The sequence below is a fragment of the Brevibacillus nigriterrae genome, from assembly GCF_049846925.1.
Taxonomy (GTDB): domain Bacteria; phylum Bacillota; class Bacilli; order Brevibacillales; family Brevibacillaceae; genus Brevibacillus_H.
In genome coordinates, this window is the sequence record NZ_JBNCMT010000049.1 from 16722 (window position 1) to 29198 (window position 12477).

General features: G+C 39.3%; 17 protein-coding genes. All 17 read left to right on the forward strand.

The genetic code is table 11. From position 1 onward, the window contains the following. The first annotated feature begins 99 nt into the window (after positions 1-99). The 17 genes from ACPW7N_RS24635 to ACPW7N_RS24715 all read left to right on the forward strand — a co-directional run bounded on the left by ACPW7N_RS24635 (position 100) and on the right by ACPW7N_RS24715 (position 12234). Entirely contained in the window at positions 100-1035 is a 936-nt protein-coding gene (locus tag ACPW7N_RS24635; protein WP_425654308.1) for a substrate-binding domain-containing protein, read from the forward strand. 368 nt (positions 1036-1403) lie between these two features. Further along, positions 1404-1763, forward strand: coding sequence for an ArsR/SmtB family transcription factor (locus ACPW7N_RS24640; RefSeq protein ID WP_425654309.1), 360 nt, complete (start codon positions 1404-1406; stop codon positions 1761-1763). 12 nt (positions 1764-1775) lie between these two features. Beyond that, the gene (locus tag ACPW7N_RS24645) at positions 1776-3074 is read left to right on the forward strand and encodes an arsenic transporter (RefSeq protein ID WP_425654312.1); all 1299 of its coding nucleotides are present in this window, start codon (positions 1776-1778) and stop codon (positions 3072-3074) included. 20 nt (positions 3075-3094) lie between these two features. Continuing rightward, positions 3095-3523 carry an arsenate reductase (thioredoxin) gene (gene arsC / locus ACPW7N_RS24650; RefSeq protein ID WP_425654313.1) on the forward strand — a complete coding sequence of 143 codons (429 nt, stop codon included), beginning with the start codon at positions 3095-3097 and terminating at the stop codon, positions 3521-3523. A gap of 13 nt (positions 3524-3536) precedes the next feature. Next, positions 3537-3890: an arsenite efflux transporter metallochaperone ArsD gene (arsD, locus tag ACPW7N_RS24655; protein ID WP_425654315.1), complete on the forward strand. Its 354-nt coding sequence runs from the start codon at positions 3537-3539 to the stop codon at positions 3888-3890. Between the two features lie 22 nt (positions 3891-3912). Continuing rightward, positions 3913-5673, forward strand: a complete 1761-nt coding sequence (gene arsA / locus ACPW7N_RS24660) for an arsenical pump-driving ATPase (RefSeq protein ID WP_425654318.1) — start codon at positions 3913-3915, stop codon at positions 5671-5673. 88 nt (positions 5674-5761) lie between these two features. Further along, positions 5762-6040 carry an adhesin gene (locus ACPW7N_RS24665; RefSeq protein WP_425654319.1) on the forward strand — a complete coding sequence of 93 codons (279 nt, stop codon included), beginning with the start codon at positions 5762-5764 and terminating at the stop codon, positions 6038-6040. 166 nt (positions 6041-6206) lie between these two features. Next, complete coding sequence (locus ACPW7N_RS24670) at positions 6207-6542, forward strand: ArsR/SmtB family transcription factor (RefSeq protein WP_425654320.1); 336 nt, start codon at positions 6207-6209, stop codon at positions 6540-6542. Between the two features lie 76 nt (positions 6543-6618). Further along, positions 6619-6789 (forward strand): hypothetical protein, encoded by a 171-nt coding sequence (locus tag ACPW7N_RS24675; protein WP_425654322.1) that lies wholly within the window; start codon positions 6619-6621, stop codon positions 6787-6789. Further along, positions 6774-7562 carry a hypothetical protein gene (locus tag ACPW7N_RS24680; RefSeq protein WP_425654323.1) on the forward strand — a complete coding sequence of 263 codons (789 nt, stop codon included), beginning with the start codon at positions 6774-6776 and terminating at the stop codon, positions 7560-7562. The genes ACPW7N_RS24675 and ACPW7N_RS24680 overlap by 16 nt, the downstream gene beginning before the upstream one ends. Next, positions 7541-8059 (forward strand): M28 family metallopeptidase, encoded by a 519-nt coding sequence (locus tag ACPW7N_RS24685; RefSeq protein ID WP_425654325.1) that lies wholly within the window; start codon positions 7541-7543, stop codon positions 8057-8059. Before ACPW7N_RS24680 ends, ACPW7N_RS24685 begins: the two co-directional genes overlap by 22 nt. A 16-nt stretch (positions 8060-8075) precedes the next feature. Next, on the forward strand, positions 8076-8276 hold the full coding sequence (locus ACPW7N_RS24690) for a hypothetical protein (RefSeq protein ID WP_425654327.1): 201 nt from the start codon (positions 8076-8078) through the stop codon (positions 8274-8276). A 474-nt stretch (positions 8277-8750) separates the two neighbouring features. Then, the gene (locus ACPW7N_RS24695) at positions 8751-9197 is read left to right on the forward strand and encodes a MarR family winged helix-turn-helix transcriptional regulator (RefSeq protein WP_425654329.1); all 447 of its coding nucleotides are present in this window, start codon (positions 8751-8753) and stop codon (positions 9195-9197) included. Between the two features lie 68 nt (positions 9198-9265). Further along, positions 9266-10132 (forward strand): permease, encoded by an 867-nt coding sequence (locus ACPW7N_RS24700; RefSeq protein WP_425654330.1) that lies wholly within the window; start codon positions 9266-9268, stop codon positions 10130-10132. Between the two features lie 12 nt (positions 10133-10144). Further along, positions 10145-10279: a hypothetical protein gene (locus tag ACPW7N_RS24705; protein WP_425654332.1), complete on the forward strand. Its 135-nt coding sequence runs from the start codon at positions 10145-10147 to the stop codon at positions 10277-10279. Positions 10280-10371: 92 nt separating this feature from the next. Further along, positions 10372-10878 (forward strand): GNAT family N-acetyltransferase, encoded by a 507-nt coding sequence (locus tag ACPW7N_RS24710; protein ID WP_425654334.1) that lies wholly within the window; start codon positions 10372-10374, stop codon positions 10876-10878. 531 nt (positions 10879-11409) lie between these two features. After that, entirely contained in the window at positions 11410-12234 is an 825-nt protein-coding gene (locus ACPW7N_RS24715; RefSeq protein WP_425654336.1) for a hypothetical protein, read from the forward strand. The last annotated feature ends 243 nt before the right edge of the window (positions 12235-12477 follow it).

Consider the following 12477-nt stretch of genomic DNA (forward strand, 5'->3'; position numbering starts at 1 on the left):
TGATACTAAACAGAATGAATTTCGATTTAAGTTTACGATATGATATAATTATTTACAAGAATGAGTTTATGTAGGAGACGTAAATATAGAGGTGTACAAATGAGCGATTCATTGTCATATTCTCCAGAAGAAATATCCAAAATATTAAAAATCTCTAAGGGAACTGTTTATGAGTTAATTCGTCGAGGAGAAATCCCTTCCTATCGTGTAGGGAAGAAGATCCGCGTAAATCCTGCTGATCTTGAGATTTATACAAAATCGACATTACCTATAAGCAAAACTGTAACCCCCTCTGGACCAGTTAATATAGAGAGACTCATTCTAGAGTCACAAGGTCTGATTCTATGTGGACAAGATGTCGTTTTAGATGTTTTGACTCGGCATATGGAAAAACAAAGCCCGTTAATTCGCTCATTACGATCCTATGTTGGGAGCGTTGATGGCTTATTTGCGCTTTATCGAGGGACCGCAAACGCAACGGCAACACATTTACTAGACGCAGAAACTGGCGAATATAATCTGCCCTATGTACGTCGCATGTTGCCAGGGCAGCGAGTAGTCGTAATTAACCTGGTATACCGTACACAGGGTTTTTATGTTGCCCCAGGTAATCCAAAGTCTATTTTGAAATGGGAAGACTTGTTACGGCCAGACGTTCGCTTTGTGAACCGGGAGAAAGGATCTGGTACACGTGTATTATTAGATGAACGATTACGCCATTCAAACCTAGATCCAAAACTAATTCAAGGGTATGACAACGAAGAAATGAGTCATATCGCAGTTGCAAGTGCTGTGGCTAGAGGAGTTGCGGATGTAGGGGTGGGCACAGAAAAAGCCGCTCTGCAAGTAAGAGAGGTAGAGTTTATACCTCTTCAGAAAGAACGATATGACCTCGTTCTCTACAAAGAAGACCTGGAAAAACCAATATTTCAAACTCTTGTTTCCGTTCTGAGATCACGTGAATTTCGAAATGAGATCGACGGGATGGGAGGATACGATATATCTAAAACAGGGGAAGTTATGGGAGAGACATAATCCTGAGCGTACAAGGTCTGTGTTTGGTTGGTAGACTGAACCCCTATAATCAAAACTGAAGCCGGTTAAACCTTAGTGGTGAAAACCGGCTATTTTTATGGCCAAAACTTCTTAGCGTTGTAAACCGCGTTTTGCTGGCGGCACCCCATAATGAAAAGATCACAAATGGAAATTTAATCCAGCGTGTGACCCATTTTTACACGTATCTCGGCTGTACCCCTAAGAACCTAATGCTGTTAGTCTGGTTGGTTTTGGAAGAGGAATATTAAGACATTATGAAAAGAATGTGAAAGTGGTTGCAGGTCAAGTTGCAGAAGCGTATAGTTATATTCAAATATTATTATATAGTTTATTGGTGGTGTTTCTTAATGAGTCTTGAACATATTGCTACTGAGATGGAAATTGAAAAGTTTAGTGTAATGGTAGAGATTTTAAAGCTATTGGGGGATAGAAATCGTTTACTCACACTTGCTCTTTTGCAACATGGGGAGATGTGCGTATGTGAATTGGTTGAGGTTTTTCAAACGTCCCAACCAGCAGTGTCTCAAAGTTTACGGAAAATGAAATCATATGGGGTGGTTAAGGAAACGAAGAAGAAAAATTGGGTATTTTATTCTCTGAACATTGAAGATAAACCATATGTTCAAGAAGCTCTTCGACAAGTCCCTGATGTAAAACCCTTACTTGATGATTTAGAAAAACGTGGGCTGCGGGTTTCTTGTGAATAGGGAGGATACAACGTGGGACTAATTTGGACAGCATTTATCATTTTTGCGATAACACTTACTTTTGTAATTTGGCAACCAAAGGGTTTATCAATTGGGTGGTCAGCAACAGCTGGAGCTATCCTTGCATTAATTTTCGGGGTAGTTACATTTGAAGATGTTTGGACGGTTACGGGGATTGTTTGGAATGCAACGTTAGCATTTGTTGCGGTAATTCTTATCTCCTTAATACTAGATGAAATCGGATTTTTTGAATGGTCAGCTCTTCATATGGCACGACTAGCCAAGGGAAATGGGCGATTAATGTTTGTTTATGTCGTCTTGCTTGGTGCAGCTGTTGCTGCATTCTTTGCCAATGACGGAGCAGCTCTAATCCTCACCCCAATTGTTCTTGCTCAGGTGCGTGCGTTGAAGTTTGATGAAAAAATGATCCTTCCATTTATCATGGCGAGTGGATTCATTGCGGATACTACGTCACTGCCTTTTATCGTTAGTAACTTGGTAAACATTGTATCAGCCGATTATTTTGAAATTGGTTTTGTAGAGTATGCCAGTAGAATGATGATCCCCAACATATTCGCACTTGGGGCAAGTTTACTCGTTCTTTTTCTGTTTTTCCGTAAAAGCATCCCGCAAAACTATGACCTATCGATTTTGAAAAAGCCTCATGAAGCGTTGAAAGATACAAAACTATTTCGATTATCTTGGGTTATTTTGAGTGTCTTACTTGTCGGATATTTACTTAGTGAAACTTTACACATCCCTGTTTCAGTTATAGCCGGAGTTGCAGCAGTAGTATTTATTATTGCCGCAAGGGGGAGCCAAAAAGTTGAAACTCTTAATTTAATCAAAGGTGCTCCTTGGGCAGTAGTAGTCTTTTCTATCGGGATGTATGTTGTGGTTTATGGACTACGAAATGCAGGTTTAACTGACATTTTAGGGGATCTTATTCAAGTGATTGCGAATCAAGGACTATTTGCCGCAACGATTGGCATGGGCTTCCTAAGTGCCATCCTCTCTTCCATTATGAATAACATGCCGACTGTCATGATCGATGCTTTAGCTATTCAGGGTACTGAGACGCAGGGAGTAATTCGAGAAGCATTAATTTATGCAAATGTTATCGGATGTGATCTAGGGCCAAAAATCACACCAATTGGTTCACTTGCTACCTTATTGTGGTTACACGTTTTATCAAGTAAAGGCGTGAAAATTACATGGGGGCAGTACTTCAAAACCGGAATTATCTTAACGATTCCAACTTTACTTATCACATTGATAGGGTTGTACCTCACCTTACTGATGTACTCATAAAAAATTAAGGAGCGATTTTCGTGAGCGAAAAAAAACCACTAGTATACTTCTTGTGCACAGGTAACTCTTGCCGTAGTCAGATTGCAGATGGATTTTTAAAGGCTTTAGGTGGCGATAAATACGAAGTAAAGAGTGCTGGCCTAGAAGCACACGGTTTAAACCCACGTGCCGTGCAAGTAATGAAAGAAGCCGGAGTTGATATTTCCAATCATACTTCCGATGTAATTGACCCTGAAACATTGAACCGTGCAGATTATGTAATCACCTTATGTGGTCATGCCGATGAACATTGCCCTGTTATCTCAAATAAGAACGTTGTGAAATGGCATTGGGGATTTGACGATCCAGCAAAAGCAACTGGTACTGAAGAAGAAATCATAGCTAGCTTCCATAACGTTCGGGATGCTATTAAAGGCAGAATCGAAAAGTTTGTAAATGAAGGGAAATAAAGGAGCGATTCAGATGAAAAAAATTGAAATCTTTGATCCAGCCATGTGTTGTCCTACGGGAGTTTGTGGACCAAGCGTCGATCCTGAATTGATTCGGATCACGTCCGCTGTACACAATCTGAAAAATAAGGGTTTTGATATCCGTCGCTATAACCTGACGAGTGATACGGAAATCTTTACAAAAAATCAGACTGTAAATGCCCTTTTGATGGAAAAAGGACCAGATGTTTTACCCATTACGCTCGTAGATGGCGAAGTTGTCAAAGTGAAAGAATATCTTTCGAATCATGATTTAATAATGTTAACTGGTATAACGGAAGAGGATTTGAGTCAAAAACCTCGTGTTCGAATCGATTTAGGTAAATAATAAATTGGAAGAAGGTAAACAAATGAGTCCGATCTTTCATCCAAATGCAATACAACTGACTCCCTTTCTTTTTTTTACAGGAAAAGGTGGAGTAGGGAAGACATCGACTGCTTGTGCAACTGCTGTGAATCTTGCCGATCAAGGTAAACGAGTATTACTTGTAAGTACAGATCCCGCATCCAATTTGCAGGATGTTTTTGAAATTGAATTGACGAATAAGCCAACGGCAATTCCACATGTTGAGAACCTGTTTGCCGCAAATCTTGATCCAGAAGCAGCTGCATCCGACTACAAAGAAAAAGTAGTTGGTCCCTATCGTGGAAAACTACCTGAAGCAGTCATTTCACAAATGGAAGAACAGCTATCTGGAGCGTGTACCGTAGAAATTGCAGCATTTGATGAGTTTTCCTCTTTACTGACTGATGAAGAACTTACCAAACAATACGATCATATTATCTTTGATACCGCACCTACGGGCCACACCCTACGTTTACTGCAATTACCGACTGCGTGGAGTGGATTTCTGGATGAAAGCACTCACGGAGCTTCATGCTTAGGACCCCTTGCTGGTTTAAGTGATAAAAAGAATCGATATGAACTAACAGTAAAAGCACTATCTGAGTCGAGTAAAACGACTCTTGTACTGGTTACACGTCCTGATGTTTCCCCACTATTGGAGGCAGCAAGAGCTTCTAAAGAACTTGGGGAACTGGGAATCAACAACCAAATCCTTATTATTAATGGGGTTTTGAGAAGTTATGTTGACACGGATGAGATCTCTACAGCATTTTTTTCTCGACAACAAGAGGCATTATCTCAGACTCCAATTGAATTAGAGAAGGTTCCTACTTACTTCATTCCATTAGCACCATTTAACATAACAGGTATCCAAAATTTGCGTATGTTTTTTACTCATGATCTTTCCCACACAGTTCAAGTAGGGGAAGAAAATAGAATACCTGAGCTCTCTCTAAAAGCTCTAATCGATGATTTGAATGAAAGAAAGCTTCGAGTTATCTTTACGATGGGAAAAGGCGGGGTTGGAAAAACGACTGTTGCTTCTACAATTGCTACAGGATTAGCTGAAAAGGGACAAAAGGTACATCTAACTACAACAGACCCGGCAGCTCACCTCGATTATGTGATGCAGAATGCAGCAACAAATATCACTGTTAGTAGGATCAATCCTAGTGAAGAGGTTGAGAAGTACCGTCAAGAAGTAATCAATCAGTCTAGGGACCTTTTAGATGAAGAAGGTCTAGCGTACCTCGAAGAAGACCTACGATCACCGTGTACAGAAGAAATTGCGGTATTCCGTGCATTTGCAGATATTGTGGAGAAAGCGGATCATGAAATCGTTGTGATTGATACGGCTCCTACGGGTCATACACTTCTTTTATTAGATGCAGCACAGGCTTATCATAAGGAAATCCAGCGTTCAACCGGTGAAGTACCGAAATCAGTAAAAGAGTTGTTACCTCGCTTGAAAAATCCGAATGAAACAAGTGTTGTCATCGTAACTTTAGCGGAAGCAACTCCAGTACATGAGGCAAGTAGACTGCAAGTAGATTTACAACGTGCGGGTATAACCCCTGGTTGGTGGGTAATTAATCAAAGTTTATACGCAACGAATACTACTGATCCAATCCTTCAGGGACGTGCCTTATCTGAGGTGGAGTGGATAGCAGAGGTTGAGAAAAAATCAAACAACCGTTTCATTCTTATTCCATGGAAAAGTAAAGATACCGTTGGATATGAGCAGTTAAAGGATTTAATTAGATAAGAAAACCTAATCTGTTTTCAGTTTTTATTGGGGCCGTGTAGTAAAATTAAATTATTGATCAAATAAAATCGTTTTAGGAGAGAAGAAAATGAATATTACTGATATTGCTAAAACTTACATTGAGAAAGCCATGAAAGAAAACGGAAACTCTACGTTGCGTGTTATATTTACGGGCCCTGGATGTTGTGGTCCGAACTGGAACATTAATCTTGAGGAAGCTCAAGAAGGAGATAAAATTGAAACCTTGAACGGCCTTACTGTTGCTATTGATCAGAGAGTTGTCGACGCTGTTCAAGGTATTACGTTAGATTTTGAAGGAACTGAAGAAGAAGGTAGTTTAGTGGTTTTGGGTAAGCAAAGTTGCTAGTCAAGTTATAAGTATCTTGTTTGCTGATAAAGCTATTCAAAGCCCCTTTATGAAAAAGGGGCTTGATTTACTATGTTAAATCAAAAAAAGTTGTTGCAATAATGTATAGATGGAAATACAATACAATTAAATCAAAAAAAATTGATGAATGAAATGGTGGTTTCACATGAAAGAACTCCCACTGTTAAACACAACAACATCTATCCCTGATTCCTTCTTTACGAAGTATGAAGCAAAGTTTAAAGCCTTTGCTGATCAAAAACGCTTAAAGATCATGTATGTGCTTACTCAGCGTGGAAAAGTAAGTGTCAGCGATTTATCTGAGATTATGGAGATGCCACAATCAAAGTTATCGTATCATTTAAAAATCCTGCTTGATGCAAACTTTCTTAAGAAAGAAGAAGTAGGCACCTTCTGCTACTATGAAATTAATCAAGCAGAGGTAAACCACATACTATCGGAAGAGTTATGTTGTGTTTTCCGTCCTAACGATTGCTGCTAATTTTTTTGTAACATAAATCAATTTTTTTTGATGTAAAAATCAATTATTTTTGATTAATAATAAAGGAGGAATTATCATGTTGCTTCACGATGTTATTGCAGAAATGATGTTTGAAGGCAGAAAAAAACAACTGGATCAAGTATCAAGGATAGGATGGCAGCAAACTATTCGACAGGACTCAAACATAGCAGAGAAATGTTGTGAACCAATGGTAGTAACACCAGCTACTGCATGCTGTGCAGTTTAAATGCTCACTGGAATGAAAGGGGGAAGAATGCTATCGTTGAGACTCAAAAATATAATCTTTCAACGCAGTTAAGTCGGGTACTTCATGATATTCAGATGTTAAGTAGCCCCGAGTTCAGTGGAAGGTTATCGGGAACGGAAGGTGCTTTTAAAGCCGCCCATTATCTGTCGAGTTCCTTGCATTCTTTAGGACTAATGCCTGTAGGTACGAACGGGTTTCTCACTACGGTGGAGGTACCTGCTGCAAGACTCCAAGGTCCAGTGAGCTTAACTATTGATGGGAGGGTTTTAAAGCCTCGTATTGATTTTGCTGAATATACACCTTATACCTCAGGAGGGAGTGTTTCGGGAAAGTTACTTGTCCTTCGTGATTCAGATGAGATTCCTCATTCAGAGTACAAAGGAAAAATCATATTGATCTCCGAACGTCCAGAAAATTTTGATGTAAAGGGGACAATTGCTTCAGCGGTTGAATTCGGAGTTGCTGCGCTTTTGATTGAAAGTGGGGAACCAAACTTTTTCCATAAGTCCATTTTTGGGTCTGAAAAAAACCAGATACCAGTTTTTCGTATCCGACGCTCTGTGGCTTCTTCAATTGCAAAACTACAAGGATCTTTGGTTGATTTTCATTTGCCGTTGGTTACAAGTAAACTAACTTGCCATAATGTATTGGGATTTATTCCAGGTATAGCCCCAGAACGAACAGTAGTACTATCAGCCCATTATGATCATCTGGGGATGATCCAGCGGGTGTGCGATTTCCAGGAGCAATAGATAACGCTTCAGGCGTAGCAGTCTTATTAGAGATTGTGAGGCAACTTAAAGATAGAGAAGAGAAATTGCCATTTAACATCCTAGTTGCCTTTTTAACAGGAGAAGAGTCTGGAATGCATGGAGCCAAACATTTGGTATCGAATCCCCCAGTACCATTGGCAGCTGCGATCAATCTTGATTGCTTAGGTTTTGAAAATGAGTTAAATGCGCTAAGAACAGGTCATACAAATTATGGCGAATGGTTGGCAGATTTAGCTAGCGACGTAATTAAGAGCCACGGTGTTGAGGTTAAATGGATCGCAGGAGGAGACGATTCTGTTGCTTTTCTCAACGCCGGAATCCCTTCGATTGGCTTAGGGCAAAAACCAACTCTTCCTACTGCTATTCGAATTCATACCACAGAAGATGCAGTAGAAAAAATACACCACCGACCATTGGAAAAGGGTATGTCAATCGTTAGCGACATCATAAGAAGATTAGAACAATATTACAAATAAATAGGAGGAATGAACAATGGCAAATATCATTAAAAAATTATTGGGTGGATCAAAAAGTGAACAAGGAAATTGCTGTGGGGTACAAATTGAAGAAGTAAAAAGTGAATCGGCAAACAAGGAAAGTACATCATGTTGTGGTACAGATGAAAACAGCAGCACAGGTCCTTCATGTTGTGGAACGGAATCAGAAAAAGAGAATACTCCCTGCTGCGGATAAGAGCAGAAAGGACATAACTGAGCAGGAAAGGGAAAATGCCCGGTTTTCCTGCCGGGCATTTTCTCAGGTATTATCTTATTCACTTTATGGGTACCTTATATACTTAGGTTCTTAATATGAGTTAGTTGGGTAGGATTAGCTATGACGATAAATCGAGGAAGTGTCCTAAGTAAGGAGTATTTTATTTCGTATTTCCACCACTTGATGACAGTTTTTAACTACACGATCGATGAGGCAAAAGAGAAAGCGGAGGAATCTCTTTTCCGAGGGAATTTAGATTCCTTTGGTAAACAAACTTCCCAAATCTTTGAGGAAGCATATCTGGAACTAAGAAATAACCAGCGACAATCATTGTTTAGGCCAATAAACGACAAAGGACAAATGTGAATTGTACTAAAGTGTTGCAATAATTTTTAAAAAATAGTTGCAAAATACAAATTAAGAGTGTATAAAGTAAGCAAGGGGTGAAACAAAGTGAGCAATCTACGTGAACAGTTCCAACTAATGACCAGGCGGTTCGGACTTCTTAACAAGAACTGCTGTACCATTGGCGGAGCGGAAATTTCCCTGGTACATAGCCATATCCTATACGAAATCAATCGTCAGGGTAACCCCTCGATGCAACAAATTGCTGATACACTGGGGATAGATATTACTACCTTCAGTCGGCAAATTCAGAACTTGATCAAAATGGATCTCGTAAAGAAAACCCCTTTGCCTGAGGACAAGAGAGTGTATATACTCTCACTCACTACGCAAGGAAAATTTGTAGCTGCAACCATCGATGAAGAAATGAATCGTTATCTGGACGAAGTTTTTTCTTATATGAGTGAGTTTGAACGTGAGATGGTTATTAAATCAGTGAAATTGCTAAATGAGTGCATGTCTAAATCTACAGTTTGTTGTAAGTCATTAACTTGAGCAAGGAGACGCTTGCTCATTTTATAGAATATATACTTGCATTTTACAAATAAATAGAGGTGAATTGTATGTGGGCAGAGGTGTTTCAAAGTTTTATCAGTATTGCGTTAGAGTTAACGTTGTTGTTTGTGGGGATTTCCTTTTTGATCAATCTTCTTCAAGGGCTGATTCCTTATGAGAAGATGGAGCAATTGATGGATAAAAGCCATCCATTGGTCAGTGCAATAGTAGCACTTGCTTTTGCATTTATCACTCCATTTTGTTCATGCTCTACAATTCCGGTTATTGTTACCATGTTGAACAAAAAAGTTCGATTTGGAATTGTAATGATCTTCTTGTTTTCTTCCCCTGTATTAGATCCAACGATTATTACATTAATGACTGCTGTTTTAGGGGTTAAAGTAGCAGTGGCCTACACGATCATCACCTCTGTACTTTCAGTTATCATCGGTTTTACTCTTGAAAAGCTCGGGTTTGAACACCAGGTTAAGAACGTCATCATGAGTGGTTATCAGAGTACGGAGAGGAAATTTGACGTTAAGGCAGCATTCGCTGAAACGATGCAACTGATGAAAACAGTCTATCCGTTCTTATTAATAGGTGCTGGTATTGGTGCGGTTATTCATGGGGCTGTACCTACCGAGTGGATCATGACCTACATGGGTGGAGATAAATGGTGGTTGGTTCCAGTTGCTGCTATTATCGGAATTCCACTCTACGTAAGGCTCTCCACTATGATTCCTATCTCACAAATCATGATTGCAAAAGGGATGGCTTTGGGGCCAGTGATGGCATTAATGATCAGTTCAGCGGGAGCAAGTTTACCAGAATTGACCTTGTTGAACAGTATATTTAAGAAAAAGCTGGTATTCGCTTTTGTAGGCTCTGTGTTTACAATGTCCACTATATCTGGATTTTTGTTCTATATCATATAAGGAGGGATTTCAATGAGTTTCTTGAAGAATCTATTCAAAAAAGAGGAAAGTTCTTGCTGCAATGTGAAAATTGAAGAGGTAAAAGATGTGAAGGAGACGGAGAGCACTAAGGAAGACTCCAAAGGTGATTCTTGTTGTAGTAAATAATGTAGAAGACAGCATCAGGTGTTAAACTCCTGGTGCTGTTTTTGAATGTTTATATTCCAGTTGTAAGGAAAGAAACGAGGGGGCGTATGAACGTGAAGATCAGATTGTTTCAGGAAAGCGATTGGGAGCAAGTAAAGTTTGTTTACCAGGCGGGGATTGCAACAGGAAATGCCACATTTGAAACAAGTGCACCATCCTATGAAAAGTGGATATCCAACATTGTGGATGGAAGTCATTTCGTTGCAGAACAGAACGGAAACATCGTCGGTTGGTGTAAAATAACGAGAGTATCAGATCGATGTGTTTATGCTGGCGTAGGGGAAGTAAGCGTGTATGTACTCCCGACTGAGCATGGCAAAGGCATTGGAAGTAAGTTGATGTCCTCTTTAATCGGTTTGTCAGAGGAAAAGGGATATTGGACATTGAACGCTGGTGTCTTTCCGGAAAATGAAGCAAGTTTAACCCTTCATAAGAAGTTTGGCTTTCGAGAGGTCGGTAGAAGAGAGCGTTTGGGTAAGCTTCAGGGTATCTGGAGAGATGTCCTACTATTGGAACGACGGAGTAAAGTGGTTGGTATTGATACGGACGGAAGGGAGTAGAGCTATATTAGGGGTTAAACAACAACTGATTTCATCGTAATGGAAAGATAAAGTAGAGCCGAATTTGAAGTGACCCCAAAAAGTTAGTTAGACTCTATTTAATTAAGCAGCTCCTAGGGCATGAGTTCGGTATTGTACCGGACTCATGCCCTAGGAGATAATAATCAAGTAATACTAACTACTCTCCAAGTTGTCATTTTTGCATAAGAAAACCGACTTTTTCATTTGAAACAAATGCCTTAGCGTCGGTATATTAATCCGTTAGCTGTATCCTGTTTACTTAATAACCCATTTATGCCGGTTACACCCTTAACGTGGTGAATACCGGCTGTTTTTTAGTTCAATTATCCTTATCGTTGTAAATCTGCGTTTATTGACTAGTAACTCTGTAATAAAAACAGCGATATGAACAAAGTATTGTTGGAAAGCTGTCACTTTTAAGTAGCGTTAAATATTTCAATTGAGTATTAATAGCTGTATAAATATGGTATAAAGCAAAGGTTTTAATGTCCCGAAAATTGGAGTGAAAGTATGGCGAAAATTAAGTTGGCGTCTTTCCGTCCCAATAAAAAATTTAAAGAATATATAAGTGCCGAAAGGCTGTATCAAATCAGAGAAGAATCAAAAGATGAATTTGTGAACACATTTAGAGAACATCTTTACTGTCCGATTATAGATTGTCCTGCTAGACTACGCCATCATCGCCCAAAAAATAATCAAGGAAATGCGTATCTTTCAACTTGGCCTAAAGATGACCATAAAAGGAATTGCTCTTATGAGTTTGAAAGGACTCCTGGAGGTGGAGTTACGATTGTTGAAGATGTTAACGATCCAAACTCCGTTATTGTAATTAATAGAAAACGAGCAAAAGAATTAATGAAAAGAGCTTTTAACCCTAAATATTCAAAAAAGTCAAGTAATGAGAAGGGCGATGTGGGTAAACTAGCTGAAATAGTCCGATCTAAATCTGATCCAAACATCAGTCAGGTTATAACATTTGAAGAAGATGGAAAGAATAAAGGTAGAAGAAGCCCTAGAGTTCGGACAGTAGATATAGATGAATTATCAGAGACTTTACTTGGAAAATTGATTTGTTTAAAGGGTCCTATCATTTCGATGAAATTTGGATCAGATTACGGATATATTAATTCAGCAGATGTTAATGGTAATGACATCTTTTCGGTAGTGTTTAGCGAGAGGTATCAAGTTGAATTTCCAACAGAGTTCAAGTTGATGAGTTTAAAAGCGAAAGAGAATTATCAATCATTTTGTTGTATAGGGAGACTAGGTAAATCAAAAGCAACAGGGAAATATCAAATTTATCCTGAGACACCCTGGTTAGTCGAGTTGTTTTAAAATTCCTTGGGATAGTAAAAATGATTAAATAAAATTCAGTACTTTTATGGATACGACTCCCCCCGCCTCCACCTACATAAAAAAACGCACCCCTTGTGGGTGCTTTTTTTTATGTACCGGTGTCGGCGGAAGAGGATTGGGACTTGCAAGTCCGCATCGGACGGGAGGGTTCGAAGGCTTACGCTACGCGTAAGCCGCTCAGATTCCTACCTTAGTGTCGCGGAACGAAGTGGAGCATTTAAA

Excerpts from the sequence above, each read along its gene's own strand:
- ACPW7N_RS24665 (WP_425654319.1), top strand. The coding sequence starts at position 5,762 with ATGAATATTACTGATATTGCTAAAACTTACATTGAGAAAGCCATGAAA.
- arsD (WP_425654315.1), top strand. The coding sequence starts at position 3,537 with ATGAAAAAAATTGAAATCTTTGATCCAGCCATGTGTTGTCCTACGGGA.
- ACPW7N_RS24715 (WP_425654336.1), top strand. The coding sequence starts at position 11,410 with ATGGCGAAAATTAAGTTGGCGTCTTTCCGTCCCAATAAAAAATTTAAA.
- ACPW7N_RS24705 (WP_425654332.1), top strand. The coding sequence starts at position 10,145 with ATGAGTTTCTTGAAGAATCTATTCAAAAAAGAGGAAAGTTCTTGCTGC.
- ACPW7N_RS24690 (WP_425654327.1), top strand. The coding sequence starts at position 8,076 with ATGGCAAATATCATTAAAAAATTATTGGGTGGATCAAAAAGTGAACAA.
- ACPW7N_RS24670 (WP_425654320.1), top strand. The coding sequence starts at position 6,207 with ATGAAAGAACTCCCACTGTTAAACACAACAACATCTATCCCTGATTCC.
- ACPW7N_RS24640 (WP_425654309.1), top strand. The coding sequence starts at position 1,404 with ATGAGTCTTGAACATATTGCTACTGAGATGGAAATTGAAAAGTTTAGT.
- arsA (WP_425654318.1), top strand. The coding sequence starts at position 3,913 with ATGAGTCCGATCTTTCATCCAAATGCAATACAACTGACTCCCTTTCTT.
- ACPW7N_RS24675 (WP_425654322.1), top strand. The coding sequence starts at position 6,619 with ATGTTGCTTCACGATGTTATTGCAGAAATGATGTTTGAAGGCAGAAAA.
- ACPW7N_RS24700 (WP_425654330.1), top strand. The coding sequence starts at position 9,266 with ATGTGGGCAGAGGTGTTTCAAAGTTTTATCAGTATTGCGTTAGAGTTA.
- ACPW7N_RS24635 (WP_425654308.1), top strand. The coding sequence starts at position 100 with ATGAGCGATTCATTGTCATATTCTCCAGAAGAAATATCCAAAATATTA.
- ACPW7N_RS24680 (WP_425654323.1), top strand. The coding sequence starts at position 6,774 with ATGCTGTGCAGTTTAAATGCTCACTGGAATGAAAGGGGGAAGAATGCT.